Below are 26,398 nucleotides of genomic sequence, written 5' to 3'. Positions count from 1 at the left end.
ACGAGTGGGGACGTGAGATGACCGTGGTCGACCGCCAGGAGTGGGACGTCGTCGTGGTGGGCGCGGGCGGCGCGGGCCTGCGCGCCGCCATCGAGGCACGTGAGCGGGGTGCCCGTACCGCCGTGATCTGCAAGTCGCTGTTCGGCAAGGCGCACACGGTGATGGCCGAGGGCGGCATCGCGGCGGCGATGGGCAACGCCAACGCCGGGGACAACTGGCAGGTCCACTTCCGCGACACCATGCGCGGCGGCAAGTTCCTCAACCAGTGGCGGATGGCCGAGCTGCACGCCCAGGAGGCGCCGGACCGGGTGTGGGAGCTGGAGACCTGGGGCGCGCTGTTCGACCGGACGAAGGACGGCCGGATCTCGCAGCGCAACTTCGGCGGCCACGAGTACCCGCGCCTCGCCCACGTCGGCGACCGCACCGGCCTGGAGCTGATCCGCACACTCCAGCAGAAGATCGTCGCGCTCCAGCAGGAGGACCACCGGGAGACCGGGGACTACGAGTCCCGGCTCAAGGTGTTCCAGGAGTGCACGGTCACCCGGATCCTCATGGACGGCGACCGCGTCTCGGGCGTCTTCGGGTACGAGCGCGACTCCGGCCGTTTCTTCGTGCTGGAGGCCCCGGCCGTGGTGATCGCGACCGGCGGCATCGGCAAGTCCTTCAAGGTGACGTCGAACTCGTGGGAGTACACGGGCGACGGCCACGCGCTGGCCCTGCTCGCCGGCGCGCCCCTGCTGAACATGGAGTTCGTCCAGTTCCACCCGACGGGCATGGTCTGGCCGCCGTCCGTGAAGGGCATCCTGGTCACCGAGTCGGTGCGCGGCGACGGAGGCGTCCTGCGCAACTCCGAGGGCAAGCGGTTCATGTTCGACTACATCCCCGACGTCTTCAAGGAGAAGTACGCCGAGTCGGAGGAGGAGGGCGACCGCTGGTACGAGGACCCGGACCACAACCGGCGCCCGCCCGAGCTGCTCCCCCGTGACGAGGTGGCCCGGGCGATCAACTCCGAGGTGAAGGCGGGCCGCGGCTCCCCGCACGGCGGGGTCTTCCTGGACGTGTCGACGCGGATGCCCGCCGAGGTCATCCGGCGCCGGCTGCCGTCCATGTACCACCAGTTCAAGGAGCTGGCGGACGTCGACATCACCGCGGAGCCGATGGAGGTCGGGCCCACCTGCCACTACGTGATGGGCGGCATCGCGGTCGAGTCCGACACGGCCGCCGCGCGCGGGGTGCCGGGGCTGTACGCGGCCGGCGAGGTGGCCGGCGGCATGCACGGCTCCAACCGGCTCGGCGGCAACTCCCTCTCGGACCTGCTGGTGTTCGGGCGGCGGGCCGGCTGGCACGCGGCCGAGCACGCGGCCGGGCTCGCGGCGGACCGGCCGCCGGTGGACGACGTCCAGGTCGACACGGCTGCGGCGGAGGCGCTGCGACCGTTCTCGGCGGAGCCCGCCGGGGCGCCGCCGGAGAACCCGTACACGCTGCACCAGGAACTCCAGCAGACGATGAACGACCTGGTCGGCATCATCCGCCGCGAGGGGGAGATGGAGCAGGCCCTGGAGAAGCTGGCGGACCTGCGCGTACGGGCCCGCCGGGCCGGCGTGGAGGGCCACCGCCAGTTCAACCCCGGCTGGCATCTCGCGCTGGACCTCAGGAACATGCTGCTGGTCAGCGAGTGCGTGGCCCGGGCCGCGCTGGAGCGCACCGAGTCGCGCGGCGGCCACACCCGCGAGGACCACCCGGGGATGGACCGCGAGTGGCGCCGCGTCAACCTCCTGTGCCGGCTCACGGACCCCACCGGGGGGCTGGCGGCGACCGATCCGGTGCGCGGCCAGATCGACCTCACCCGTGAGACCACCGAACCCGTCCGCCGCGACCTGCTCGCCCTCTTCGACAAGGAGGAGCTGGTCAAGTACCTCGCCGAAGAGGAGCTGTACGAATGAGCAGCTACGACGCCCACTTCAAGGTGTGGCGGGGTGACATCGAGGGCGGCGGCCTGGAGGACTTCGAGGTCGAGGTGAACGACGGCGAGGTCGTCCTCGACATCATCCACCGCCTCCAGGCCACCCAGGTCCCCGATCTCGCCGTCCGCTGGAACTGCAAGGCGGGCAAGTGCGGTTCGTGCTCGGCCGAGATCAACGGACGCCCCCGGCTGCTGTGCATGACCCGCATGTCGGTGTTCACCCGCGAGGAGACCATCACCGTCACGCCCCTGCGCGCCTTCCCGGTGGTACGGGACCTCGTCACGGACGTCGGCTTCAACTACACCAAGGCCCGCGAGGTCCCGGCGTTCGTGCCGCCGGACGGTCTCGGCCCCGGCGAGTACCGGATGATGCAGGAGGACGTGGACCGGCCGCAGGAGTTCCGCAAGTGCATCGAGTGCTTCCTGTGCCAGGACACCTGCCATGTGGTCCGCGACCACGAGGAGAACAAGACGGCGTTCGCCGGCCCGCGCTTCCTGATGCGGATCGCGGAACTGGACATGCACCCGCTGGACGCCTCCGCCGAGGCCGGCCTGGACCGCAAGAGGACCGCCCAGGACGAGCACGGCCTCGGCTACTGCAACATCACCAAGTGCTGCACGGAGGTCTGCCCCGAGAACATCAAGATCACGGACAACGCGCTGATCCCCCTGAAGGAACGGGCCGTGGACCGCAAGTACGACCCGCTCGTGTGGCTCGGGAACAGGATCCGGCGGCGGCCCGCGTCCGGCTGAGCCGCGCGGATCAGGCCGAGGCCCGCAGATACCCGGAGTGCGCCACCTGACCGAGGTAGGCGAACCGGGTGTCCGTGGCCATGTGCTTGTCGAACGCCTCCTTGATGCCGGGCCACTTGGGGTGCCCGAAGTCGTCCAGGACGACGATCCCGCCGGGCGCGACGATCCGCTCCGCCCACTCCAGGTCCGCGGCGACCCCGGCGGCGGAGTGGTCGCCGTCCACGATGACCACACCGTAGGAACGGTCGGACACCAGGGCGCGCACCTCCGGGTCCTCGGAGAAGCCCTGCTGGATCCGGGCCGCCGCGCCGGCCGCGCCCGCCAGGGCCAGGTTGACGCGCACCGCGGCCCCCTGCACGGGGGTGCCCGAGGCGTCGTCGCCCATGGTGGCGCCGGGCTGGAGCTGGGTGCCCGCGAGCGGATCGACGATCGTCAGCTTCGGGTCCCGTCCGGCCCGCTCCAGCATCCGGATCAGGGCCGCGCCGAACATCCCGTAGAGGGTGCCGATCTCCAGGACCTCGTCGTTCGGCGGGTCGAGCAGCGGTACGGCGGACAGCTTGCCGACGATGTTCATGGTGCCGCCGGCGATCCGGCCGACCCCGAGCGCCTCCATCGCGATGAGCAGCCGGAACGCCTGGGCGACGTTGCGCTCGGCGCCGTCCCGGTCACCGGTGACCTGTGCCAGCTCGGCGATGGTGCGGTTGAGGTGGGGCGCGGACGGCAGCCGGGACGCGCCGCGCCCGGTGCCGTCGAAGAACAGCTCCAGGGGGCGCTGGCGGTTGCGCAGCGTCTTCAGTTCCTGGTGCAGCGCGGCGTCGGGAGAGACTCCGGCGCCCGGGGTGGTCCGGGCCGCCGGGGCGCTCTCCAGGGCGCGACGGACATGGCGCTCGATGCGCTGGTCGATGAGGTCGGCCACCGGACGCAGAGCGCGCCGGGCGGCCTTGCTGGTGAGGAACGCTCGCATCCCTGGACGCTAGGGCGCCGACCGTCCCCTCACAACTAACGGAAGACCCCGCGCGGACGAAGCACGCGTGACGTCTGGGCCACGGGACGCTTACACCGCCGAAGGATCCGCGCGTCCGGCCGGCTCCAGCGCCATGTGCGGATCGTGTTCCGCGACGGCCCCCATCGGTCCCGGGTCCGGGAGGTCGCCGTCGAGGAGACGGGGCGGCCCGGACAGCAGGGCGGGAGCCGGCCGCAGCCGGTTTCCAGGGGGCCACCGGGTGTCTCAGCGCACCCAGCCCTCCCGGTAGGCCGTCCAGTCCTTCTCCTCGGCCGCGAAGTCGACGTACAGCGCGACCCCGAAGCCGGCGCGGCCGGCGTCCGTGCGGGACAGGCCGAGACGGACGCCGCGGACGGCTGCGGGGACGGTCTCGGCGTGATTCCAGTGGCCGAACCGGTTCTCGTGGAAGAAGGGCAGGCCCATCAGCAGGTCGGTGGAGTCCGGGGTGACCTCCAGGGCCAGCGAGGTCTGCTGGGCGACATAGCCGCCGTACGTGCTCTCCAGCGGTTGCATGGTGTCGTACGACATCACCGCGATCTGGTCGACGCGGCGCGCGACCTGCCCGAAGAACTCCTGCGACCACCACTTCGGGTGTCCGGCGACCGTGCCCCAGAAGGAGTGGAAGCCCGGGAGCGGGTCGATCTGGTGGGCGGCGACCGACAGCTGCGCGTCCCGCGCGCGGGTGACGCCGCGCAGGGAGTCGAGGAGGGTGAGGTAGTCCTCGTCGCCCGAGTGCAGCGGCTCCAGGTCGAAGTGGACGCCGTCGAAGCCGACGGCCAGGATCTGCCGGGTGGAGGCGACGACGGCGGCGCGGGTCCCGGGCCGCTCCAGCCGCATCCCGTCCGGGCTCTCGGTGGCGAGCACGTCACCGAGCCAGGCCTGCACGCGGATGCGGGGCGCCGCGTCGCGCATCGCGTCGACGAACCAGCGCGCCCGCGGGTAGCGCGACTCGGGCAGTGTCCCGTCGTGCTCCAGGGGTCCCGAGTGGACGTACAGGTCGCGGATGCCGGTGGTCTCCAGCCGGCGGGCCAGCGCGGTGACGTCGGCGTCCTTCTTCCGTCCGTCGACCCAGGCGTGGCCGAGCCAGATCGCGTCCTTGCCCCGGGTGTGGGTGCCGTCCGCCGGGTCGCCGGTGTAGTTCACGCGGAGGGCGGTCTGGGCGGCGAGCACCGGCAGCACGAGGGCCAGCACCAGGCCGAGGGCGGTACGGCGGGCCCAGCGGACCCAGGGCCGACGTGCGGCCCCCGGCCGCGGCTGCGGTTCCGGTTCCGGATGCGGCTCCGACTCTGGTTCCGGCTCACGTTGCGGCTCTAATTCCGGCTGCGGCTTTGATTTCGGTTCCGGCTTTGGTTCCGGTTCCGGCGCGGCCCGCGCTCCGGCGTCGGCTGCGGTGGAACTCTCCTGCGCCTCGGTCTTCTGCGCCGCTTCCCACCCGGTCCCCGTTCCTGTCCCGGCCCCCGCTTCGGTCCCGGCCCCTGCTTCCCTCCCGGTCCCCGTTCCTGTCCTGGGCCGCGCTCCTGTCCCGGCCCCCGCTTCCGTCCCGGCCCCGTCAGAGTGTTCCGTCACGCGTTCCCCTCCCCCTCCGCCGCCACCGGCCACCCCCGCTCACCCCGCCCCGGTCGCGCCACCGCGGTCCTGCTCATACGCTCCGAATCGTGACGTCATTCCTGTTCCGGCGCCGGCCACGGCGTACCGTCCCGCCGTTGTCGGCGCGGGTGGCGCACACCGTGCTGGGTGGTGCGGCCGGGATCGTGTGGCTGGTGTTGCCGGGGATGACGATCACCGCGGGCGTCCCGGTTCCGCCCGGCGGCGCCGCCGCGGACACCGTCACCTCGGCCGCCCCCGCCGCGCCGGCGGGCGCCGCCGCCCAGGAGGACGGGACGTCCGCCGCCGACCTCGTCCTGCCGCTCGTCGTGGTGGGCGCCGCGGGCGCTCTCGCCGGGTACGCCTATGTGCGCCGCACCCGGCGGGCCCGGACCCGTACGACTCCCGGCGGCAGCCGCGCCGCGCCCACCACCCCGCCCCTGTCCGAACTCGACGAACGGTCCCTGACCCTGCTCACCGAGGCCGACGACTGGATCCGCACCAGCCGCGAGGAACTGGGCTTCGCCGAGGCCGCCCGGTCCGGGGCCGAAGCCGTCGCCCCCTTCACCCGGGCCGTGCGGGACGCGGAGTCCGAGCTGTCCGCCGCCTTCCGCATACGGGAGCGGTACGACGACGGCGTCCCGGTGGACGAGGCATCCCGGCGGCATGCGCTCACGGGTGTCGTGGGCCGGTGCCAGGAGGCCGGCCGGCGGCTCGACGCGGAGGCCGCCGGGTTGGACCGGCTCCGCGCGCCGGAACTGGAGTCCGGCAAGGCCCTGGCAGTCGCGGAGACCCGGTTCCGGGACCTCGCCGGGCGCACGGCGGTCACGGAGGCCACCCTCGCCGAGCTCGCCGGGCCCTACCCGCCCTCCGCCGCCGCCCCGGTCACCGGGTACGTCGAACAGGCCAAGGACCGCCTGGTGTTCGCCACCACTCGCCTGAATCAGGCCCGCCAGGCGGCCGACCTGGCCGATCCCGAGCGGGCGGCCCGTCATCTGCGCGCCGCCGAGGGTGCCGTCGCCCAGGCCGCCGTCCTCCTCACCGCCGTGGACCGGCTCGCCGACGAACTGGGAGCGGCGAAGGCCCTGGTGCCGGCCGCGCTGACCGGCATGGAGGCGGCGCTCGCGGGGGTGCGGGGTCGGCGGTCCGCGTCCGCCGGTCTGTCCTCCGCCGAGTGGCACGCCCGGATCCGGCGCGCCGACACCGTCCTGGCCGCCGTACGGGACGAGGTGGCCGGCGGCGCGTACGACCCGCTCGACGCGCTGCGCCGGATCGTGCGGGCGGCCGAGCCGCTCGGGTGGGGGCGGGACGGGGTGGTGTCGGCGGCCGGGCTGCTCGTGGCCCGGAGTACGACCGCCCTGGCGGACGACTTCGTCGCGGCGCACCGGGGTGCCGTGGGCGCCGCGGCCCGGCTCCGCCTGGCGCGGGCGCGGCGGCTGCTGGCCGCCGACGAGCACGTGGCGGCCGACGGCCTGGCCCGCGAGGCCCGTGACCTCGCCGAGCAGGACGTCCGCGTACACGGCAATCCGCTCTCCGGCACGGCCGAGCACCCGAGCGGAGTCGCCGGGGCCGCCCTCGGCGGAATCCTGCTGCCCGGCGACGTGGACGGCGGCACACCCCCCAGCTTCGGCGGCCCCGGGACACGGACCAGACGAGCACCGGAGCCCCGCCCCGGAACAGACTGAGCCCCGCCACCACCGAGCACCCGAGCGGTGTCGCTCGCAGCCCCCTCGACGGAACCCCCTGGTGGCGGTGACCCGGACGGAGGCCCGCCCCCACCCTCGGCGAACCCCCACCCGCGACAGACCCGCACCACCGCCCCGTCTCAGAACAGACCGAGCAGCGCCACCACGGGACCCGCCGGCCGAGCACACCAGCGGCATCGCGAAGCCGTCCTCGGCGGAAGCTTCCCGACCGGTGACGTAGACCGGCGCCGCGCCCCGAACTCCGGCGGACCCCCCACCCAGGCCAGACCCGCACCACCGCCCCGTCTCAGAACAGACCGAGCAGCGCCACCACGGGACCCGCCGGCCGAGCACACCAGCGGCATCGCGAAGCCGTCCTCGGCGGAAGCTTCCCGACCGGTGACATGGACCGGCGCCGCGCCCCGAACTCCGGCGGACCCCCCCACCCAGGCCAGACCTACACCACCGCCCCGTCTCAGAACAGACTGAGCAGTGCCTCCGCCGGATCCGTCAGGCCCGTTTCCCCGTCCGGGAGGGGGAGTTCGAACCACACCGTCTTGCCGCGGGGTGTGCGGCGGGAGCCCCAGGCCGCGCTGAGCAGGCCGACGAGTTGCAGGCCGCGGCCGCCCTCGTCCGTGTCGCGGGCGCGGCGGCGGCGCGGCTGGACCAGGCCGGAGTCCCAGACCTCGCACACCAGCGTGCGGTCCAGCAGCAGCCGCAGTCTGATCTCTCCCTCGCCGTACCGCAGGGCGTTCGTCACCAGCTCGCTGACCAGCAGTTCCGTGGTGTCGACGAGCGGCTCCAGGTCCCAGCTCAACAGCTGGCCACGTGCGTACTCCCGGGCCCGGCCCACACTGCGCGGCTCACGCGGCAGCGTCCAGTCGCCGACCGAGTCGACGGGCAGCCCCTGCACGCGGGCCATGAGCAGCGCGATGTCGTCCTCGCCGTGGTGGCTGTCGAGGGTGTTGAGGACGTGGTCGCAGACGTCCTCCAGGGGCGCGGAGGGATCGGTGAGCGCGCCGACGAACGCCTGGAGTCCCTCGTCCAGCGGGTGGTCGCGGGACTCGACCAGTCCGTCCGTGTAGAGCGCGAGCAGCGCGCCTTCGGGGAGTTCGACCTCGACCTCCTCGAAGGGCTCCCCGCCGACGCCGAGCGGCATGCCCGGCGGCACGTCCAGCATCAGGGCGTCCTCGCCGGGTTCGACCAGGACGGGCGGCAGGTGGCCCGCGTTGGCGAAGGTGCAGCGCCTGGTCACCGAGTCGTAGACGGCGTACACACAGGTCGCGAGGTAGACCTCCAGCAGGTCGGCCTCGCGGGGGCGGCGGGCCGCCCGGGTGGCCTGCTGGACGCCACCGGGTGCGCCGAGCCCGCGCGCGATCTCGTCCAACGCGGAGAGCACCTCGGCCGGTTCGAGGTCGAGCAGGGCCAGGGTCCGGACGGCGGAGCGGAGTTCGCCCATCGCGACCGCCGCCCGCAGCCCGCGGCCCATCACGTCACCCACCACCAACGCCGTGCGGTGGCCGGGCAGTTCGATGACGTCGAACCAGTCCCCGCCGACCTCGCTCGGCCGGTCGGAGGAGGAGTTGCCGGGCAGGTAGCGGCAGGCGATGTCGAGGCCGGAGGCCACCGGGTCGCCGGGGGGCAGCAGCGACCGCTGGAGTATCAGCGCCCGCTCGTGCTCGCGCCGGTACAGGCGCGCGTTGTCGATGCAGACGGCCGCGCGCGCCGCCAGCTCCACCGCCAGGTCCCGGTCCCGGTCGCCGAACGGCTCGCTGCCCTTGGTCCGCGAGAACTGCGCGAGGCCCACCACGGTGTCGTGGGCGACCATCGGCACCGCGAGCGTGGACTGGACGAGACCGCCCTCCTCGGCGGGGATGTACTGCGGCTTGGCGGTGCGCAGCGCGTCCGCGCAGAGCGAGTTGAACGGGTAGTGGTGGACCGCGCCGACCGCGACCGGTTTGCCGCTGCCGGCGAAGGGCGCGTCGGAGACCGCGCTGGCGAAGGCGACCCGGCGCAGTTCCGCGCTGCCGTCGGCGAGGCCCGGCGGGGTCTCGTCGCCCACGAGCAGGCCCTGGTAGAGGTCGACGGTGGCGAGGTCGCAGAAGCCGGGGACGACGACGTCGAGCAGTTCGCGGGCGGTGGTCTCCAGGTCGAGGGAGTTGCCTATGCGGGCACCGGCCTCGTTCAGCAGGGCGAGATTGCGCCGGGCGGCGGCGGCCTCGCGGGCGGCGGCGCGACGGGAGGTGATGTCGGTGCCGAGCCAGGCGATGCCGATCGGGCGGCCGGAACCGCTGTGCACCCGGTAGAGGTTGACGGACCAGTGGCGGCGCTCCTCGGATCCCGGCACGAACCCCGTGACGTGCATGTCCGTGATGGAGTCGCCGGTCTCCAGGACCCGGCGCAGGGTCGCCCCGACCCGCTCGGCCTCGGGCCGCGGCAGGTAGTCGTGCACCCCGCGCCCCCGGTGGTCGTCGGGGGTGCCGCCGAAGGTGGAGGCGAAGCGCTGGTTGGCCCGGCGGACCCGGAAGTCCGAGTCGATCAGCAGGAAGCCGAACGGAGATTGGCCGAATATGGCCTGCGAGGCGGCGAGGTCGGTCTCGATGCTGCGCAGGGTGCGGACGTCGACGACGATGCAGACGGCGGCCTTCTCGCCGTCCTCGGTGCGCGTCGGCATGACGTAGACCTCGGCGAGGCCCTGCCGGCCCGGTTCTCCGGTCGCGCTGTCCGGCGTCCGGAAGGGCACCACTCCGGTCCACTCCCGGCCGTCGAGGATCTCGGCCATCTTGCGCTGGCCCCGCTCACGCAGATCGGGGTCGATGAACGCCGCGATGGGGTCCATGCCGACGGCGTGCTCGGCGGGGATGCCGAACAACTGCTCGGCGCGCAGGCTCCACTGGTCGACCAGCCCGTCGGGGCCGATGGAGAAGGAGGCGACCTTGATGTAGTCGTAGATCGAGCCGGGCGGACTGCTCTGCCACATGGCGTCCCCGGGCGGCACGTCACCCCAGGGGGTCTCCGCCGCGGCGTCAGCCGCGACCCCGACCCTCGCGCCGCCCGACGGGTCCTCGGACTCCGTGGCCTTCGCTGGTATCTCGCTCACGCGAACCGTCCCCTCCAGCTCACCGCGTCCGGCACCGGTCACCGGCGGCGGCTGCCCGCAGTATCCAGCACTACGGCGCCGCACAACACGGTGTTCACGATCACAGCACGGTCCCGATGGTTTTCGGTCCGGACCGCGACAACACTTCCCCTCTTCTAACCAGCGGACACGTCGTCGAACCACCCCCTTTGACAACCGCCACCGGCCTGAATCCGTCCCTGGACAGCACGGGCGCCGGCGTACAGCCCCGAGTCACCCCGGAACGGCCAGTTCGAACCACACCGTCTTGCCCGCGTCACCGGGCCGGGTACCCCAGCGGCGCGAGGAGCGGGCGACCAGTTGCAGACCCCGGCCGCCCTCGTCCTCGGGGCGGGCGACACGCTCCCGGGGCGGATCCGGGAGCGGGTCGGAGACCTCCACCAGCAGGACACCGTCAAGGCGTCCCGGGCGCACCAGCCGGACGCCGATGGGGCCGGTGGCATGCCGCAGGGAGTTGGTGACCAGCTCGCTGACCAGCAGGGCCGCCAGGTCGGCGAGGCTGTCGAGGCCCCAGGCCCGCAGCCGGACGCGGACCGCGGTACGGGCGGCGCGCACGGCGTCCGGTTGGGCGGGGAAGATCCACTCGGCGCAGTCGCCTCCGGTGTCGATCACGCCGATCACATCCCGGGCCAGCCAGCTCACCCATGTCCGGTTTCGTGGGGTTAATGGGCCCATACCCGATATCGCGGGAGCAGTACCGTTCCCCACGGCGCACTGTTGGCACGAGCGGCGTACGGGGAAGGGACGCGGAGGCGTGTGGGGGCGTAGCGGCACCGAAGGACGGTCAGCGCGCGCCGGTGTCGGGGAGCGCGACCGCCGCACGCACGGCGGGCACGTCCTGGTCCAGCCAGTCCACGTCCCAGAGTTCGCCGGGGGGCAGCCAGCGCAGCGCGTCGTGGTCCTGTAGAGGCCTCGGGGCGTCGGAGGCGGGGAGCAGGCGCGCGGTCCACACCTGGAGGACGTACGGCGGCTTCAGGGGCCACTGCCCCGGTACGCGCTCGACGGCCTCGGCCGTGACGCCGAGTTCCTCGCGCAGCTCGCGCACGAGGGCGGCCTCGGGCGCCTCGCCCCGCTCGACCTTGCCCCCGGGCAGCTCCCAGCGCCCGGCCAGTTCGGGGGGCGCGCTGCGGCGCGCGGCGAGGAGGCGGCCGCCGTCGAAGAGGGCGGCCCCCACCACCACGATCCGTTCCGTCATGCGCCGGAGCCTACGGGAGCCGGGCGGGCCGGTGCGGACGGGCTCAGTCGGCCGAACTCGTTCCGTTCGCGCCCATGCGCTCGACCCAGTACAGCTGCTTGTGGCCGCGACCGTCGAGGCTGTCCGCGATCTTCTGGGCCTCGGCCCGGGTCGCGTACCTGCCCACGCGATAGCGATTGCCGTTGTCGTCCTGCCGTATGACGAGCCAGGGAAGTGTGATCGTGCCGTCGTTCATCGCGCCCCTCCACTTCCCGCCCGCGGCCCGCTCCGCGCCCCGCCCGATAAGGAAACCGCAATCCGCATATGCCCGAGCCTACGCCCAACCTTTACGCAGCGAACACGGGTTTTCACAAGGAGGTACGCAACCGGCCAGGGCGGACCGCCACTCCGGGGGCGCGCAGCATCGAAAGCGCCCCCGCTCCGCGTCGTTGCATCCGGTCAGCGGCATGCCCGGCGCACCTGCGCCGACCTGCGAAAAAGGCCGGATACCAACCTCGTGCCCAAGGGCCTCGGCCGGTCCTTCGCCGGGGGCAACTGCCAGGAGGGCGTGCGCCACTTCACCGGAGGGGCGCGTCGCTTTCCCGGCCGGGGCGCGTCACTCCGCCGACATGGTTCGTTGCTTCACCGGCAGAGTGCGTCACCTCACCGGCGAAGGGGCGTCGCCGCACCGGCGAAGCGGGTCACTTCACCGGCAGAGTGCGTCACCTCACCGGCAGGTGGTAGGCGACCTGGTAGCGGTCGGCGGGGATCACCAGGTCGGCCGTCTCCACCGGGCGGCCGGAGGCGAAGTACGTACGCCGGACGACCAGGACGACATGGCCGGGGACACCGCCGAGGGCGAGTAGTTCCTCGGCCAGGCCGGGGCGGGCGCCGACCTCCTCGGTGACGTTGTCCACGACGACGTCGATGGCGGCCATCCGCTCGACCACGCCCATGCCGCCGAGGGGGCCCTCCTCGGGCAGCATCACGGGCGTGCGGCCGGTCACGGCGAGGGGTTCCCAGGAGGTGGAGAGCATCATCGCCTCGCCGGCCTCCCGGAAGACGTACTTCGTGCACATCACCCGGTCGCCGGGCCGGATGGCGAGCCGTTCGGCGACGGCCGCACCCGCTTCGGTCTGCGCACTGCTGGACTCCCAGGTGCCGCGCGCCTCACCGTCGGCCTGCTCCTGCCGGAACGGCGTGGCGCCGTCGGCCGGGCGGTACCCGGAGCGGGCGATACGGCGGGGCACGGGCCGCTCGCGGACGTACGTCCCGGAGCCGGAGCGGCCCTCGACCAGCCCCTCGGCCATCAGCACCTTGCGCGCCTCCAGCGCGACGGTGTCCGAGACGCCGTACTCCTCACGGATTCTGGCCTGGGAGGGGAGGCGGGTGTGCGGTGGCAGCGAACCGTCGGCGATCTTCTTGCGGAGATCACCCGCGACACGCAGATACGCCGGCTGCTCACCGAAAGTCACTGGCCGCTCCCATCAGGTTGTACAGACAGCGACAGCCTGGCAACCCTGGGTTCCGCCACGCAAGCAAAGGCCAGAGAATCACTCGATGTGATGACATGTGCCCGTGACGGGGTTTACGCAGGCACTTTCTCTCCGCTATGGACGCCGTCACACGTCCAGTTCCGCGTCACCCGTGCCGTCCCCCGTTCCGCTGCCGTCGCCCTCGGACGACGGCGGGGTCGTGGCCAGCCCCAGAGCCTCGCGGGCGGTGACGGACCGGTCGGGACTCTCCAGGCCGACCGCCTCGTCGTAGTGCTCGTAGAACGTGTCCGCGCCGCCGGCCGCCGCCGCCTTCGCCCACGGCTTCTCCATGGCCTCCAGTTCCCGCACCAGGGCCGCGACCGGCTCCTTCGCGCCCGCGGGCCACGTGTGACCGGTCAGCAGGCCGGCCTCCTCGGTGAGCGCGGCGGACACCCGCGCGGCCCACCGCGTGTTCGCGGCCAGGTCGTCCTCGGGGCTCTCCGGGGGCGCCGAGGCCAGGGCCGCCTCCTGCACGTCGACCGCCTTGAGGTAGGCGACCTGGTCGGCGTCGAGCGTCGTCTCGTCGTTGCGCAGCGAGCCGCCGTCGAGGCTCGCCCGCGCGTCCGTGTTGCCGAAGGCGCAGATGATCTCGCGGTCGCCCTGGTCCCAGCTCTCGGCGGACGGGAGGATGAAGTACACGTCCACGTCGTCCGGTACGGCCCAGGCGTCCATGGCGTACGAGGACCGGAGCGCGTAGCACTTGTCCTCGGCGGTGGCGGTGACCTCGTCGTCGCCGGGGAAACGGCCGCCCGGCAGCCGGACGACGGCGAACGCCTCCCCGTCGTGCTCGCCGGCGCAGGACACCTCGTCGAGGTCGTAGAACGAGCCTTCCAGGCCGCCGGGCGCGTCGAAGCACTCGCCCCGCGTCAGCGCGCCGCTGTCCCGCGCGCCCTCCTTGAAGCCCTCCCAGACCGCCGACAGGCCGCCCGTGGCGAGCAGGACCACCCACAGCGCGAGCCCGACGGACGACAGCACGGAACCGGTGACGGCCATGCTCCGCCCCCGCTCGCCCTTGCGCCGGATCTGCGCGAGCGCGATCACCCCGAGCACGAGCCCCACGGCCGGAAGGCAGCACAGGACGCCGAAGACCAGCGAGGCGACGGCGAGGGCGTTGACCGGCGCCGGCCGGGTGTACGGGCTGTAGCCCTGCCCCCAGACCGGGTAGGGCGGCCGGCCGTAGGCCGCGTACGGCCCCTGCGGCGGCCCCGGAACCGGCGGGTGCTGCCCCTGCGGGTACGACCCTTGGGGCTCCTGCGGCTGAGGGGTCCCAGGGGGCGGGGGTATGGACACGAGTACGTGCTCCTGCTTCGGGCGGGAGTGCCGCGACGACGACCGTACGGAACTGACGTACGACAGAGCGCATGTTATGCGCGGCACGGACGACACGGAACGCCGCCGCCCAACGGGACGATCCGGGCGGGGCGAGGGCGGGGACGACGGTGGAGGCGAGCACGGTGCGGCGGCCCGCCGGGGGCAGGCCGCCGTCGGATGCCTGCCCTGAGCTGCGGCGGGTGCGGGCAGCCCGCACCCTGGAAGACAGGCCTCGAGCTGGGCGCGGAACGCGGTGAAAACGCGGTGAAGGAGAACGGGATGGCGAGGAACCGCAACAAGGACGAGAAGCCGAAGAAGGGGGACAAGGTCTCCTGGAGCAGCCACGGCGGTCAGGCCGAGGGCGAGGTGGAGAAGGAGATCACCGAGCGGACCGAAGCCGCGGGCCGAACGGTGGACGCCTCGCCCGAGGAGCCGCAGTACCAGGTCCGCAGCGAGAAGTCCGGCAGATCCGCGGTGCACAAGCCGTCCGCGCTGAAGAAGAAGAAGTGAGCCGCGTGGCGGGCGACGAGCGGAAAGAGACCTGGGACGCGTTCCATGAGCTGGTGAACATGAAGCCCGGCGAGCTGGAGGAGTGGCTGGCCTCGGACCAGTCGCGGGACGCCGGACAGCACAAGGACGGCGGCGAGTCCACGGGCCACGCCTCCGGCCGCCGGATCGTCGGCATCCTGCGCGCGGCGAGGGGCGACCTCTCCGACGACGACTACCAGCACATGCGAAAGGTCGTCGGCTACATCCGGCGGCATCTCGCCCAGCGGCCCGCGGGCGACGTACGGGACACCCGGTGGAGGCACTCACTCATGAACTGGGGCCACGACCCGCTGGCCTGACCTCCGCCACGAGCGCCCGCGGGCCGGGCGAGGCGGCCCCGCCTGCGTCCCGCCCGGCGCTCCAGGGTCTGACACCAGACTGTCCCCGACGGCCGGCCTCCGCGGGCCCGGACAGGGCCCAGATGTCGCAGGGATGGAGAGAGGCACGGCTACCTGATCGCGCAGGACTGGACGGGCAGTGTCAGGACCTGGATTCAGTATTCGATCGATCACACGTTGAAGCGGAACTCCACCACGTCCCCGTCCTGCATCACGTAGTCCTTGCCCTCCATGCGGGCCTTGCCCTTGGCGCGGGCCTCGGCGACCGAGCCGGTTTCGACCAGGTCGTGGAAGGAGATGACCTCCGCCTTGATGAAGCCCTTCTGGAAGTCGGTGTGGATGACACCGGCGGCCTCGGGGGCGGTGGCGCCCTTCTTGATGGTCCAGGCGCGGGATTCCTTGGGGCCGGCCGTCAGGTAGGTCTGCAGGCCGAGGGTGGTGAAGCCGACGTGGGCCAGGGTGGTGAGGCCGGGCTCCTCGACGCCGACCGACTCCAGCAGCTCCATGGCCTCCTCCTCGTCCAGCTCGGCGAGGTCCGCCTCCAGCTTGGCGTTGAGGAAGATCGCCTCGGCGGGGGCGACCAGGGCGCGCTGCTCGGTCTTGAAGTCCGCGTCGACCAGCTCGTCCTCGTCGACGTTGAAGACGTAGAGGAAGGGCTTGGCGGTCAGCAGGTGCAGGTCGTGCAGGAGTTCGGCGCGCTCGCTGCCCTGGACGATCCCGTGCGAGAAGAGCGTGTCGCCCTTCTCCAGGATCTCCTTGGCCTCCTCCACGGCCTTCACCTTCGGCCCGATGTCCTTCTTGATCCGGGACTCCTTCTGGAGGCGCGGCAGGACCTTCTCGACCGTCTGGAGGTCGGCGAGGATCAGCTCGGTGTTGATCGTCTCGATGTCGTCCTTCGGCGAGACCTTGCCGTCGACGTGGACGACGTTCTCGTCCTTGAAGGCGCGGATGACCTGGCAGATCGCGTCGGACTCGCGGATGTTCGCCAGGAACTTGTTGCCCAGCCCCTCGCCCTCGGACGCGCCGCGCACGATGCCGGCGATGTCGACGAAGTCAACGGTGGCCGGCAGGATCCGCTCCGACTTGAAGATCTCGGCCAGCTTGGTGAGACGGGGGTCGGGGACGCCCACGACACCGACGTTCGGCTCGATCGTGGCGAACGGGTAGTTGGCCGCCAGCACGTCGTTCTTGGTCAGGGCGTTGAACAGGGTCGACTTGCCGACATTCGGCAGACCGACGATTCCGATCGTGAGCGACACGGTGCGACTTCCCGGAGTGAGAGGGCTGGGGTGAGAGGACGGGGGCCAGGGCATGTCGGACAGGCCCTGGCGGGCCGATCCACCAGTCTACGGCGTGCCCGGTCCCGGCCCGGCGACGTATCGAACGCCTGGCCAAGGTCGGGCCGACGGCGTGTCTGAGAAGTGATTCGGCACATAAACCGACCTAAGTTGGTCCAGTGGAGCAACACAGGACGCGACCCCGGCCGAACGGAACGCGACGCGGCACGACCCCGCCCCTGCCCCCGCAGGCGGCCCGGGGTGCGAACGGCCGCCCGGCGCGGCCCGGCAGAACCGGTACACCCGCCCGCTCGGGCAAGGGCGGTGGTCTGCCGCGCCGTCCCGCGACGGCACGGCCGTCCGCGCCGCCGCCGGTCCAGGCCGTGCGGCGGCTGCCCAACCCCCGGCTCACCGGGCTCGGCGGCGGGCTGTTCTGCGGGACGCTGATGTTCCTGCTCGGCTGCGTCGACGAGCTGCTGTTCGGGTCGTCACTGACGGTGTACGGCGTGCTGTTCCTCCCCGTGTGCGCGCTGACCGCCCTCTGGATCCGGCGGGGCGACCTGGTGACCGCGCCGGTCGTGGTACCGATCGCCTTCGCCGTGGGGCTGCTGCCGGTGGCCGACAGCGGCGGCGGTCTCGGCGGCCGGCTGATGGGCCTGTTCACCGCCCTGGCGACGCAGGCCGGATGGCTCTACGGGGGAACCCTGGTCGCCGGCCTCATCGCGACCGTCCGCAAGATCAGCCTGATGAGCCGCCGGGCCGCCAGGAACCACCCGCCCGCGTGAACCCCGGCCGGCCGCTTTCGCCCTGAACGCCCTCCATGGCGGGGCACCCCGGAAAAGGGGTGCCCCCGACGAGACCTGGCTAGGCCTCCTTCGCCGCCCGCATCGCCGCCCCGACGATCCCCGCGTTGTTCTGTAGCTGCGCCGGGACGATCTCCGCCTTGATGCCCTCGATGAAGTGCAGGAACTTCTCCGACTTGCGGCTGACGCCGCCGCCGATGATGAACAGCTCGGGCGAGAAGAGCATCTCGACATGGGCGAGGTACTTCTGGACGCGGTGCGCCCAGTGCTCCCACGTCAGGTCCTCGTCCTCCCTGGCCTTGCTGGACGCCCGCTTCTCCGCGTCATGGCCGTGCAGCTCCAGGTGGCCCAGCTCGGTGTTGGGCACGAGGGCGCCCTCCACGAACAGGGCGCTGCCGATGCCCGTACCGAAGGTGAGCAGGACGACCGTGCCCTGGCGGCCCCGCCCCGCGCCGAAGCTCATCTCGGCGACGCCCGCGGCGTCCGCGTCGTTGACCACCGTCACCGGCAGGCCGCCCAGGCGGTCGCTGAACAACGCGCGCGCGTCCGTGTCGATCCAGCTCTTGTCGACGTTGGCCGCCGTACGGATGTGGGATCCGCCGGTGACCACGCCGGGAAAGGTGAGGCCGACGGGTCCCGTCCAGCCGTAGTGCTCGACGACCTGCCGCACGCCGTCCGCCACCCCGTCGGGCGTCGCCGGATGCGGGGTCAGCACCTTGAAGCGCTCCTGGGATAGATCGCCCCTGTCCAGGTCCACAGGGGCGCCCTTGATTCCGGATCCGCCGATGTCCACGCCGAAGATCTGCATGGCTTTACGTTACGACGAACGACTGACAGTCACTCGACCGAGGTACCCCCGACGGCGCCCGCGGCGGAGCCGCCACGCTCGGCCATGAGCGCCGCCGCCTCCTCGCGCAGGTCGCGGCGCAGCTCCTTGGGCAGCGAGAAGGTGATGGACTCCTCGGCCGCCTTGACCAGTTCGACGTCCGCGAAGCCGCGCTGCGATAGCCACTCCAGGACCTCCTCGACCAGGACCTCCGGAACGGAGGCGCCGGAGGTGACGCCCACCGTGGTGACTCCCTCCAGCCAGGCCTCGTCGATCTCGCTCGCGAAGTCCACGAGGTAGGCCTCGCGGGACCCGGCGAGCTTGGCGACCTCGACCAGCCGCTTGGAGTTGGAGGAGTTGCGGGAGCCGACGACGATCACCAGCTCGGCCTCGGCGCCCATCTGCTTCACCGCGAGCTGACGGTTCTGCGTGGCGTAGCAGATGTCGTCGCTGGGCGGGGAGATGAGCTGCGGGAACTTCTCCTTCAGCGCGTCGACGGTCTCCATGGTCTCGTCGACGGACAGCGTGGTCTGGGAGAGCCAGACGACCTTGGAGGGGTCGCGGACCTCGACCTTGGCGACGTCCTCGGGGCCGTCCACGAGGGTGATGTGGTCGGGGGCCTCGCCGGAGGTTCCGATGACCTCCTCGTGGCCCTCGTGGCCGATCAGCAGGATGTCGTAGTCCTCGCCCGCGAACCGGACGGCTTCCTTGTGGACCTTGGTGACCAGGGGGCAGGTCGCGTCGATGGTGGCGAGGCGGCCCTGCCTGGCCTCGTCGTGGACGGTCGGTGCGACACCGTGGGCCGAGAACATGACGATGTTGCCCGGGGGCACCTCGTCGGTCTGCTCGACGAAGACGGCGCCCTTCCGCTCCAGGGTCTGCACGACGTACTTGTTGTGGACGATCTCGTGCCGGACGTACACCGGAGCGCCGTACTGCTCCAGGGCTTTCTCGACGGCGATCACGGCGCGGTCCACACCCGCGCAGTAGCCACGGGGGGCGGCGAGCAGGACACGGCGGCCAGGCGAAGCAGTCATGCCGTCCATCGTAAGGCCGCGTACCGCGGGCCGAAGATCACGCGCGTGTCGGGCCGGCGGGGAGGTGCGCGTGCCGGGGTCGGCGGGGGGCTGCGGTGAGCGGCACGGGGCGGGGCGTTGTCGGACCGGGCCGTTACCCTCGCCGCATGGCTGTCAACACGTCCGCGGAGACCCCGCTGCCCGTCGGGGAGATCTCGCGGCTCATCGGCGGGTGGATCGACCGGCTCGGCGCCGTGTGGGTCGAGGGGCAGATCACCCAGTTGTCGCGGCGGCCCGGCGCGGGGGTGGTGTTCCTGACGCTGCGCGATCCGTCGTACGACGTCTCCGTGAGCGTCACCTGTTATCGCCAGGTGTTCGACGCCGTGGCCGATGTGGTGAGCGAGGGCGCCCGGGTCGTCGTCCTGGCGAAGCCGGAGTGGTACGCGCCGCGGGGGCAACTGTCGTTGCGGGCCGCCGAGATGAGACCCGTGGGGGTGGGGGAGCTGCTGGCCCGGCTGGAGCAGCTGAAGAAGTCCCTCGCCGCGGAGGGGCTGTTCGCGCCGGAGCGGAAGAAGCCGCTGCCCTTCCTGCCCCAGCTCGTCGGGCTCGTCTGCGGGCGCGCCTCGGCCGCCGAGCGGGACGTGCTGGAGAACGCCCGGCACCGCTGGCCGGCCGTCCGCTTCGAGGTGCGCAACGTCGCCGTGCAGGGCGTGCACGCGGTACCGCAGGTCGTGCAGGCGGTGAAGGAGCTCGACGCGCTCGACGGCGTGGACGTCATCGTCGTGGCCCGCGGGGGCGGCAGCGTGGAGGACCTGCTGCCCTTCTCCGACGAGCAGCTCGTCCGGACCGTCGCGGAATGCCGGACACCGGTCGTCTCCGCGATCGGGCACGAGCCGGACAACCCGCTCCTGGACCACGTCGCCGACGTGCGCGCCTCCACCCCGACCGACGCAGCCAAGAAGGTCGTACCGGACGTGGGCGAGGAGTTCGAGCGGGTGCGGCTGCTGCGCGACCGCGCGCGGCGGTGCGTCGAGGCGTTCATCGAGCGGGAGGAGCGGGGGCTGGCGCATGCGCTCGCCCGGCCGTCGATAGAGGATCCGCACCGGATGATCGACGAGCGGGCCGATCAGGTCGCCGCCTTCCTCGACCGGGGCAGGCGCACCCTGGGTCATCTCCTCGACCGCGCCGACTCGGAGCTGACGCACACGCACGCGCGCGTGGTGGGCCTCTCCCCCGCCGCGACCCTGATGCGGGGGTACGCCGTGCTGCAGAAGGCGGACGGGCATGTCGTCCGCGATCCGGGAGAGGTCACGGGGGACGAGGTCCTGCGGGCGCGGGTCGCCGAGGGTGAGTTCGTGGTGCGAGTCGATGCATAGGGTGGGCGGATGACCGGCAAGGTGGATGAGGCGCTCGGGTACGAGCAGGCGCGGGACGAGCTGATCGACGTCGTGCGGCGGCTGGAGGCGGGCGGTACGACGCTGGAGGAGTCTCTCGCCCTGTGGGAGCGCGGCGAGGAGCTGGCCAAGGTGTGCCGGCGCTGGCTGGAGGGCGCCCGGGCACGGCTGGACGCGGCGCTGGCCGAGAAGCAGGGGCCGGGCGAGGACACCGGCACCGGGGGCACCGGCTCGGGGAACACCGGCGGGGACATCGAGTAGCGGCAGACCCTCGCGGGCTGTGAAGTGGATCACCACGTTCCGGGTTTTGTTGAACGTTGAACTTCATTCGCGTACCGTCGGGGCCGTCAGCCTGTCCGGGCTCCCCCGGATCCGCCGTACGTCCCGAGAAGGTTCCCGCATGTCTCTCGTCCTCGACCCCGCCGCCCAGGACCTCCTGTTCCGCGAGGCCCGCACCGCGAACACCTTCACCGACGAGCCGGTGACCGACGAGCAGGTGCAGGCGATCTACGACCTGGTCAAGTACGGCCCGACCGCCTTCAACCAGACCCCGCTGCGGATCACCCTGGTCCGTTCCGCCGAGGCCCGCGAGCGCCTGGTGCGGCACATGGCCGAGGGCAACCAGGCGAAGACCGCCACCGCTCCGCTGGTCGCGATCCTCTCCGCGGACAACGAGTTCCACCAGGAGCTGCCGGCCCTCTTCCCGGGCTTCCCCCAGGCCAAGGACCTGTTCTTCGGCGAGCGCCCGGCCCGCGAGAGCGCCGCCGCGCTGAACGCCGCGCTCCAGGCCGCGTACTTCATCGTCGGCGTCCGGGCCGCCGGGCTGGCCGCCGGACCGATGACCGGCTTCGACTTCGAAGGCGTCCGCAAGGAGTTCCTGGACGACGACCACACCCCGCTGATGGTCGTCAACATCGGCAAGCCGGGCGCGGACGCCTGGTACCCGCGCTCCCCGCGCCGGGCGTACGAGGACGTCGTCACCACGGTCTGAGCCCTGCGGAACGAGTCCCACGGACCGAGCCCCACGGGACCGAGTCCCAGGACTCAGCACCGCATGAGGAAGGCCCCCGGCGTCGACGCCGGGGGCCTTCCTCGCGTGCCGCTGTCCCGCTCACTCCGTCCGCAGCGCCTCGGTCATCTCCGTGAGCTGCGCGAACGAGCCGGTGCCCGCGACCACCGTCGTCGCGCCCCGCTCCGTGTGCACCAGGGCGTCGTAGCGGCCGCCGGTGTAGCGCGTCCAGGTCCGCCCGTCGATCCGCTGGGTGGTCCGCGTCGCCTCGCCGCCCTGGCTCGCCTCGTCGATGAAGGTCGACGGCTTCTGAGTGGACTGCTGGATCTGCACGTACTGTCCGTCGGGGGCGTGGAAGCCCAGATGCCAGAGGTCGAAGTCGTCCCCCTGGAAGCGGACCGAGGTCGCCTTCCATTCCTGGGGCAGGCCCTCGGGCGCCGCCACCGGGTACGACGCGGCCCGGCGGGCCGTCAGGAGTTCGACGCGATAGTCGACACGCCTGACCTCCGGAGCGGAGTCGTCGTGCGGGATGAAGACGTACATGACCGCCGCCGCGATCCCGATCAGGCCCAGGGACAGAGCCATGTCCCGGACCGTCTTCTGCTTGCCGTTCGAACCTGCCACACCCCTATCGTCGCAGGTACCCCGGCCGCTCATCCGTGGGCCCCCCTGCTCATTCTGACCGCCTGACGATAGAGTCTGGCCCACACCCTCATCCGGCCGTCGTCGTATCAGAAAGGTGCGCTCCGATGACCGAGCATCATCATCTGCCTTCCGAACTCGAAGTCCCCTCCGAGGCCCCCGACCGCAACCTCGCCCTGGAGCTCGTGCGGGTGACCGAAGCCGCGGCGATGGCCGCGGGCCGCTGGGTCGGGCGCGGCGACAAGAACGGCGCCGACGGTGCCGCGGTGCGCGCCATGCGCACCCTCGTCTCCACCGTCTCGATGAACGGCGTGGTCGTCATCGGCGAGGGCGAGAAGGACGAGGCCCCGATGCTCTTCAACGGGGAGCGAGTCGGCGACGGGACCGGGCCCGAGTGCGACATCGCCGTCGACCCGATCGACGGCACCACGCTGACCGCCAAGGGCATGACCAACGCGATCGCCGTGCTGGCCGCCGCCGACCGGGGGTCGATGTTCGACCCGTCCGCCGTCTTCTACATGGACAAGCTGGTCACCGGGCCCGAAGCCGCCGACTTCGTCGACATCAACGCGCCCGTGTCCGTGAACATCCGCCGGGTGGCCAAGGCCAAGCGGGTCACGCCCGAGGACGTCACCGTCGTCATCCTGGACCGGCCGCGGCACGAGGGCCTGATCGAGGAGGTCCGGCAGACCGGCGCGCGCATCCGGCTGATCTCCGACGGGGACGTGGCCGGCTCCATCCTGGCGCTGCGCGAGGGCACCGGCGTCGACCTGCTGCTCGGCATCGGCGGCACGCCCGAGGGCATCATCTCGGCCTGCGCCGTGAAGTGTCTGGGCGGCACCATCCAGGGCAAGCTGTGGCCGAAGGACGACGAGGAGCGGCAGCGGGCGATCGACGCCGGGCACGACCTGGACCGGGTGCTGATGACCGACGACCTGGTGTCCGGGGAGAACGTGTTCTTCGTCGCGACCGGCATCACCGACGGCGAGCTGCTGCGGGGCGTGCGGTACCGGTCGGAGACCGCGACCACCGACTCCATCGTGATGCGGTCGAAGTCGGGCACGGTGCGGCGGATCGACTCGGAGCACCGGCTCAGCAAGCTGCGGGCCTACAGCGCGATCGACTTCGACCGGGCGAAGTAGCCCCGCGGGGAGGGCGGAGGACCTCCGCTCCCCCGGAGAATCGGTTCGCCCGGCATCGAAGGGGCCGCCCCCAGTGCGGTGGGGGCGGCCCCTTCGGTGTGCGCGGGAGGGCCGGCTCAGCCCGCTGCCGCGATGTGGTCGGCCGAGCGGGCCGCCTTCTTCAGTTCCAGGTCGCGGCGGCGGCGCCTCGCCAGGACCACACGGCGCTCGGCGGCGGTCAGGCCGCCCCAGACGCCGTAGGGCTCCGGTTGCAGCAGTGCGTGCTCACGACACTCGACCATGACCGGGCAGCGCGCGCAGACTCGCTTCGCGGCCTCCTCGCGGGAGAGGCGGGCGGCGGTGGGTTCCTTGGACGGGGCGAAGAACAGGCCGGCCTCGTCGCGCCGGCACACCGCCTCGGTGTGCCAGGGTGCGTCTTGGTCCCTGTCCCGCACTGGCACCCGCTGGGCCGGAACGGCAGCTACCTGCAGGGACGAATGCGGCGGTTGCAGCACGGTCTACTCCTGACGACGGCTTCGCGAGCGAGAGACGATGCAGCAAGGCCTACCCGCTGTACGCGCGCCTATGCACTGAGTTCCGAACCGCTGGATCCCGGGGTCTTCCGTGCGCCGATGTGCGACCGCCCCGGGCGCCCTCCCCCGCTTCCCCGGCGAAGGAATTCACAGACGTCAACGGTCCAGGTGCTTGCGCAAACTCCTGTCGACCTTGCGCTGCACCCGGTCGATGATGTCCGCGACGAGCTTGCCGCGCTTGGGCCGGCCCTCGATGGTGCCCAGCACCGCCCAGCCGTCCACGTAGACGACGGGGGCGTCCGGGTCCTCCGCGTCGAGGGTGTCCACCTCGAAGCTGCCGAGGACTCCGCCGCCGGTGCCGCGCAGCGAGACGTTCTGCGGGACCCGGACCTCGACGCTGCCGAAGACCGAGACCGCCTTGATCACGACCTGCTGGTACTCGAAGATCGCCTCGCTCAGGTCGATCTCGACGCTGCCGAAGACGGCGTACGCGTGGATCCGGCGGCCCGCGCGCCAGCGGCCCCTGCGGACGGCGCTGCTGAAGACCGCGACCGCGGTGTCGTCCGCCTCGTGCGGGAGCGCGTCGGTGGGGCGGTTGGGGGCCGGGGTGCCGCCGGGGGCGGCGCGGAGCCGGTGCGCGGCCGGCAGGTCACGGATGAAGACCTCCAGCTCGCCCGCCGTCTTGGCCCTCAGCACCCCCTCCACGCGTTCCGCGTGCTCGTCGGCGGTCAGGCGGCCCTCGGCGAGGGCCTCCCGCAGCATGTCGGCGACACGGTCGCGCTCGGCATCCGAGGCGCGCAGGTCCCCCGCGCGCGGGGTCCCCCGGTCCTGCGTTTCGGTGTGCTTCTGAAGGTCCACGGCAGCAGCCTACCGAAACGCGATAGATCGCGACCAGACCTGTGGACGGTCGACTGAGGACTACCTCACAACGGCGTCGTCCGCGGCAGGTTCTACGCTGGTGGACGCTGCCAACGGAGGCCAGCCGCTGTCTGTCGAGTGAGGAATGGGCGACATGCCTGAGTTCGCGTACACCGATCTGCTCCCCATGGGAGAGGACACCACCCCGTACCGGCTGGTGACCTCCGAGGGTGTCTCCACCTTCGAGGCCGACGGGCGGACCTTCCTCAAGGTGGAGCCGCAGGCGCTGCGCGCGCTCGCCGAGGAGGCCATCCACGACATCCAGCACTATCTGCGCCCGGCCCACCTCGCCCAGCTGCGCCGCATCATCGACGACCCGGAGGCGTCGGGCAACGACAAGTTCGTCGCCCTCGACCTCCTGAAGAACGCGAACATCGCGGCGGCCGGCGTCCTGCCGATGTGCCAGGACACCGGCACGGCGATCGTGATGGGCAAGCGCGGCCAGAACGTGCTCACCGAGGGCGGCGACGAGGAGGCCCTGTCCCGGGGCATCCACGACGCGTACAAGAACCTGAACCTGCGCTACTCGCAGATGGCTCCGCTCACCATGTGGGAGGAGAAGAACACCGGCTCCAACCTGCCCGCGCAGATCGAGCTGTACGCGACCGACGGCGGCGCCTACAAGTTCCTGTTCATGGCGAAGGGCGGCGGCTCCGCCAACAAGTCGTTCCTCTACCAGGAGACGAAGGCCGTCCTGAACGAGGCCTCCATGATGAGGTTCCTGGAGGAGAAGATCCGGTCGCTCGGTACGGCCGCCTGCCCGCCGTACCACCTGGCGATCGTCGTGGGCGGTACCAGCGCCGAGTACGCGCTGAAGACCGCCAAGTACGCCTCCGCGCACTACCTGGACGAGATCCCGGCCGAGGGCTCGCCGCTCGGCCACGGCTTCCGGGACAAGGAGCTGGAGGAGAAGGTCTTCGAGCTGACGCAGAGGATCGGCATCGGCGCGCAGTTCGGCGGCAAGTACTTCTGCCACGACGTGCGGGTGGTACGCCTGCCCCGGCACGGCGCGTCCTGCCCGGTCGCCATCGCCGTGTCCTGCTCCGCCGACCGCCAGGCCGTCGCGAAGATCACCGCCGAGGGCGTCTTCCTGGAGCAGCTGGAGACCGACCCGGCGCGGTTCCTCCCGGAGACGACGGACGAGCACCTCGACGAGGCCGGTGACGTCGTCAGGATCGACCTGAACCAGCCGATGGACGACATCCTCGCCGAGCTGACCAAGCACCCGGTGAAGACCCGGCTCTCGCTGAACGGCCCGCTGGTCGTGGCCCGTGACATCGCGCACGCCAAGATCAAGGAGCGGCTGGACGCGGGCGAGGAGATGCCGCAGTACCTGAAGGACCACCCGGTGTACTACGCGGGTCCGGCGAAGACGCCCGAGGGCTACGCGTCCGGCTCCTTCGGTCCGACGACCGCCGGGCGCATGGACTCGTACGTCGAGCAGTTCCAGGCCGCCGGCGGCTCCAAGGTGATGCTGGCCAAGGGCAACCGCAGCAAGCAGGTCACGGACGCGTGCGCGTCGCACGGCGGCTTCTACCTCGGCTCGATCGGGGGGCCGGCGGCCCGGCTCGCCCAGGACTGCATCAAGAAGGTCGAGGTCGTCGAGTACGAGGAGCTCGGCATGGAGGCCGTCTGGCGGATCGAGGTCGAGGACTTCCCGGCGTTCGTCGTGGTCGACGACAAGGGCAACGACTTCTTCAGCCCGCAGCAACTCTCTCAGCCGACCTTCACGTCGATCCCGGTACGGGGGCCTGGACTGGGTTAGGTCGTCACCCCCGCGCCGGCGCCGACGTTCACGTCGATCCCGGTGCGGGGGCCTGGGCTG

Annotated in this window: 25 protein-coding genes; 11 read left to right on the top strand and 14 right to left on the bottom strand. The window is 72.0% G+C overall.

The window, feature by feature from the left end; genetic code table 11:
- Positions 1-17 precede the first annotated feature (17 nt).
- Positions 18-1,943 carry a fumarate reductase/succinate dehydrogenase flavoprotein subunit gene (locus QQS16_RS26680; RefSeq protein ID WP_286064469.1) on the top strand — a complete coding sequence of 642 codons (1,926 nt, stop codon included), beginning with the start codon at positions 18-20 and terminating at the stop codon, positions 1,941-1,943.
- Positions 1,940-2,716, top strand: a complete 777-nt coding sequence (locus tag QQS16_RS26675) for a succinate dehydrogenase/fumarate reductase iron-sulfur subunit (protein ID WP_286064467.1) — start codon at positions 1,940-1,942, stop codon at positions 2,714-2,716. The genes QQS16_RS26680 and QQS16_RS26675 overlap by 4 nt, the downstream gene beginning before the upstream one ends.
- 10 nt (positions 2,717-2,726) lie before the next feature.
- On the opposite strand, the gene QQS16_RS26670 is transcribed toward QQS16_RS26675, so the two are convergent.
- The gene (locus tag QQS16_RS26670) at positions 2,727-3,680 is read right to left on the bottom strand and encodes a class I SAM-dependent methyltransferase (RefSeq protein ID WP_286064466.1); all 954 of its coding nucleotides are present in this window, start codon (positions 3,678-3,680) and stop codon (positions 2,727-2,729) included.
- Between the two features lie 264 nt (positions 3,681-3,944).
- A complete protein-coding gene (locus QQS16_RS26665; protein ID WP_286064465.1) occupies positions 3,945-5,285 on the bottom strand; it encodes a glycoside hydrolase family 18 protein in 1,341 nt (446 codons plus the stop codon).
- 89 nt (positions 5,286-5,374) lie between these two features.
- Here QQS16_RS26665 and QQS16_RS26660 point away from each other — a divergent pair, with 89 nt between their 5' ends.
- Positions 5,375-6,988, top strand: a complete 1,614-nt coding sequence (locus QQS16_RS26660) for a hypothetical protein (RefSeq protein WP_286064464.1) — start codon at positions 5,375-5,377, stop codon at positions 6,986-6,988.
- 475 nt (positions 6,989-7,463) lie between these two features.
- On the opposite strand, the gene QQS16_RS26655 is transcribed toward QQS16_RS26660, so the two are convergent.
- The 6 genes from QQS16_RS26655 to QQS16_RS26630 all read right to left on the bottom strand — a co-directional run bounded on the left by QQS16_RS26655 (position 7,464) and on the right by QQS16_RS26630 (position 14,126).
- Positions 7,464-10,088, bottom strand: a complete 2,625-nt coding sequence (locus QQS16_RS26655; protein ID WP_286064463.1) for a SpoIIE family protein phosphatase — start codon at positions 10,086-10,088, stop codon at positions 7,464-7,466.
- A gap of 252 nt (positions 10,089-10,340) precedes the next feature.
- Positions 10,341-10,748, bottom strand: a complete 408-nt coding sequence (locus QQS16_RS26650) for an ATP-binding protein (protein ID WP_286066465.1) — start codon at positions 10,746-10,748, stop codon at positions 10,341-10,343.
- A 163-nt stretch (positions 10,749-10,911) separates the two neighbouring features.
- Positions 10,912-11,322, bottom strand: a complete 411-nt coding sequence (locus QQS16_RS26645; RefSeq protein WP_286064462.1) for a (deoxy)nucleoside triphosphate pyrophosphohydrolase — start codon at positions 11,320-11,322, stop codon at positions 10,912-10,914.
- A gap of 43 nt (positions 11,323-11,365) precedes the next feature.
- Complete coding sequence (locus QQS16_RS26640; RefSeq protein ID WP_286064460.1) at positions 11,366-11,557, bottom strand: SPOR domain-containing protein; 192 nt, start codon at positions 11,555-11,557, stop codon at positions 11,366-11,368.
- Between the two features lie 466 nt (positions 11,558-12,023).
- Entirely contained in the window at positions 12,024-12,776 is a 753-nt protein-coding gene (locus QQS16_RS26635) for a GntR family transcriptional regulator (protein ID WP_286064459.1), read from the bottom strand.
- Between the two features lie 147 nt (positions 12,777-12,923).
- On the bottom strand, positions 12,924-14,126 hold the full coding sequence (locus tag QQS16_RS26630; protein WP_286064458.1) for a DUF4190 domain-containing protein: 1,203 nt from the start codon (positions 14,124-14,126) through the stop codon (positions 12,924-12,926).
- A 300-nt stretch (positions 14,127-14,426) separates the two neighbouring features.
- Between QQS16_RS26630 and QQS16_RS26625 the strand changes: the two genes are divergently transcribed.
- The gene (locus QQS16_RS26625) at positions 14,427-14,657 is read left to right on the top strand and encodes a hypervirulence associated TUDOR domain-containing protein (RefSeq protein WP_286064457.1); all 231 of its coding nucleotides are present in this window, start codon (positions 14,427-14,429) and stop codon (positions 14,655-14,657) included.
- 5 nt (positions 14,658-14,662) lie between these two features.
- The gene (locus tag QQS16_RS26620) at positions 14,663-14,995 is read left to right on the top strand and encodes a DUF3140 domain-containing protein (RefSeq protein ID WP_286066464.1); all 333 of its coding nucleotides are present in this window, start codon (positions 14,663-14,665) and stop codon (positions 14,993-14,995) included.
- A gap of 209 nt (positions 14,996-15,204) precedes the next feature.
- Here the strand turns inward: QQS16_RS26620 and ychF are convergent, their stop codons facing one another.
- Positions 15,205-16,293 carry a redox-regulated ATPase YchF gene (gene ychF / locus QQS16_RS26615; protein ID WP_286064455.1) on the bottom strand — a complete coding sequence of 363 codons (1,089 nt, stop codon included), beginning with the start codon at positions 16,291-16,293 and terminating at the stop codon, positions 15,205-15,207.
- 197 nt (positions 16,294-16,490) lie between these two features.
- Between ychF and QQS16_RS26610 the strand changes: the two genes are divergently transcribed.
- Positions 16,491-17,096, top strand: a complete 606-nt coding sequence (locus tag QQS16_RS26610; protein WP_286064454.1) for a DUF6542 domain-containing protein — start codon at positions 16,491-16,493, stop codon at positions 17,094-17,096.
- 79 nt (positions 17,097-17,175) lie between these two features.
- On the opposite strand, the gene ppgK is transcribed toward QQS16_RS26610, so the two are convergent.
- Together ppgK and QQS16_RS26600 are read right to left on the bottom strand one after the other, a co-directional pair.
- Entirely contained in the window at positions 17,176-17,922 is a 747-nt protein-coding gene (gene ppgK, locus QQS16_RS26605) for a polyphosphate--glucose phosphotransferase (protein ID WP_286064453.1), read from the bottom strand.
- Positions 17,923-17,951: 29 nt separating this feature from the next.
- Complete coding sequence (locus tag QQS16_RS26600) at positions 17,952-18,977, bottom strand: 4-hydroxy-3-methylbut-2-enyl diphosphate reductase (RefSeq protein ID WP_286064452.1); 1,026 nt, start codon at positions 18,975-18,977, stop codon at positions 17,952-17,954.
- A gap of 146 nt (positions 18,978-19,123) precedes the next feature.
- Between QQS16_RS26600 and xseA the strand changes: the two genes are divergently transcribed.
- The 3 genes from xseA (at position 19,124) to QQS16_RS26585 (ending at position 21,341) form a co-directional block, all read left to right on the top strand.
- Entirely contained in the window at positions 19,124-20,332 is a 1,209-nt protein-coding gene (xseA, locus tag QQS16_RS26595; RefSeq protein ID WP_286064451.1) for an exodeoxyribonuclease VII large subunit, read from the top strand.
- Positions 20,333-20,341: 9 nt separating this feature from the next.
- The gene (locus QQS16_RS26590; protein ID WP_286064450.1) at positions 20,342-20,611 is read left to right on the top strand and encodes an exodeoxyribonuclease VII small subunit; all 270 of its coding nucleotides are present in this window, start codon (positions 20,342-20,344) and stop codon (positions 20,609-20,611) included.
- 139 nt (positions 20,612-20,750) lie between these two features.
- Positions 20,751-21,341: a malonic semialdehyde reductase gene (locus tag QQS16_RS26585; protein WP_286064448.1), complete on the top strand. Its 591-nt coding sequence runs from the start codon at positions 20,751-20,753 to the stop codon at positions 21,339-21,341.
- Positions 21,342-21,461: 120 nt separating this feature from the next.
- On the opposite strand, the gene QQS16_RS26580 is transcribed toward QQS16_RS26585, so the two are convergent.
- The gene (locus tag QQS16_RS26580; RefSeq protein ID WP_286064447.1) at positions 21,462-21,983 is read right to left on the bottom strand and encodes a DUF4245 domain-containing protein; all 522 of its coding nucleotides are present in this window, start codon (positions 21,981-21,983) and stop codon (positions 21,462-21,464) included.
- A 125-nt stretch (positions 21,984-22,108) separates the two neighbouring features.
- Between QQS16_RS26580 and glpX the strand changes: the two genes are divergently transcribed.
- Complete coding sequence (gene glpX / locus QQS16_RS26575) at positions 22,109-23,143, top strand: class II fructose-bisphosphatase (RefSeq protein ID WP_286064445.1); 1,035 nt, start codon at positions 22,109-22,111, stop codon at positions 23,141-23,143.
- A 116-nt stretch (positions 23,144-23,259) separates the two neighbouring features.
- On the opposite strand, the gene QQS16_RS26570 is transcribed toward glpX, so the two are convergent.
- Positions 23,260-23,637 (bottom strand): WhiB family transcriptional regulator, encoded by a 378-nt coding sequence (locus QQS16_RS26570; protein WP_286064444.1) that lies wholly within the window; start codon positions 23,635-23,637, stop codon positions 23,260-23,262.
- A gap of 174 nt (positions 23,638-23,811) precedes the next feature.
- On the bottom strand, positions 23,812-24,513 hold the full coding sequence (locus QQS16_RS26565; protein WP_286064442.1) for a DUF1707 SHOCT-like domain-containing protein: 702 nt from the start codon (positions 24,511-24,513) through the stop codon (positions 23,812-23,814).
- A 154-nt stretch (positions 24,514-24,667) separates the two neighbouring features.
- Here QQS16_RS26565 and QQS16_RS26560 point away from each other — a divergent pair, with 154 nt between their 5' ends.
- Entirely contained in the window at positions 24,668-26,338 is a 1,671-nt protein-coding gene (locus QQS16_RS26560) for a fumarate hydratase (RefSeq protein ID WP_286064440.1), read from the top strand.
- Positions 26,339-26,398: the final 60 nt, after the last annotated feature.

Origin of the sequence: Streptomyces sp. ALI-76-A (assembly GCF_030287445.1) — a bacterium.
Taxonomy (GTDB): Bacteria; Actinomycetota; Actinomycetes; order Streptomycetales; family Streptomycetaceae; genus Streptomyces.
The sequence above is the reverse complement of the archived record's forward strand: the minus strand, read 5'-3'. Positions and strand labels throughout refer to the sequence as shown.

What these genes read in the sequence shown, in the direction of transcription:
- QQS16_RS26600 (WP_286064452.1), bottom strand. Translation starts at nt 18,977, where the DNA reads ATGACTGCTTCGCCTGGCCGCCGTGTCCTGCTCGCCGCCCCCCGTGGC.
- QQS16_RS26585 (WP_286064448.1), top strand. Translation starts at nt 20,751, where the DNA reads ATGTCTCTCGTCCTCGACCCCGCCGCCCAGGACCTCCTGTTCCGCGAG.
- glpX (WP_286064445.1), top strand. Translation starts at nt 22,109, where the DNA reads ATGACCGAGCATCATCATCTGCCTTCCGAACTCGAAGTCCCCTCCGAG.
- QQS16_RS26675 (WP_286064467.1), top strand. Translation starts at nt 1,940, where the DNA reads ATGAGCAGCTACGACGCCCACTTCAAGGTGTGGCGGGGTGACATCGAG.
- QQS16_RS26640 (WP_286064460.1), bottom strand. Translation starts at nt 11,557, where the DNA reads ATGAACGACGGCACGATCACACTTCCCTGGCTCGTCATACGGCAGGAC.
- QQS16_RS26625 (WP_286064457.1), top strand. Translation starts at nt 14,427, where the DNA reads ATGGCGAGGAACCGCAACAAGGACGAGAAGCCGAAGAAGGGGGACAAG.
- QQS16_RS26590 (WP_286064450.1), top strand. Translation starts at nt 20,342, where the DNA reads ATGACCGGCAAGGTGGATGAGGCGCTCGGGTACGAGCAGGCGCGGGAC.
- ppgK (WP_286064453.1), bottom strand. Translation starts at nt 17,922, where the DNA reads ATGCAGATCTTCGGCGTGGACATCGGCGGATCCGGAATCAAGGGCGCC.
- QQS16_RS26560 (WP_286064440.1), top strand. Translation starts at nt 24,668, where the DNA reads ATGCCTGAGTTCGCGTACACCGATCTGCTCCCCATGGGAGAGGACACC.
- QQS16_RS26670 (WP_286064466.1), bottom strand. Translation starts at nt 3,680, where the DNA reads ATGCGAGCGTTCCTCACCAGCAAGGCCGCCCGGCGCGCTCTGCGTCCG.
- QQS16_RS26645 (WP_286064462.1), bottom strand. Translation starts at nt 11,322, where the DNA reads ATGACGGAACGGATCGTGGTGGTGGGGGCCGCCCTCTTCGACGGCGGC.
- QQS16_RS26680 (WP_286064469.1), top strand. Translation starts at nt 18, where the DNA reads ATGACCGTGGTCGACCGCCAGGAGTGGGACGTCGTCGTGGTGGGCGCG.
- xseA (WP_286064451.1), top strand. Translation starts at nt 19,124, where the DNA reads ATGGCTGTCAACACGTCCGCGGAGACCCCGCTGCCCGTCGGGGAGATC.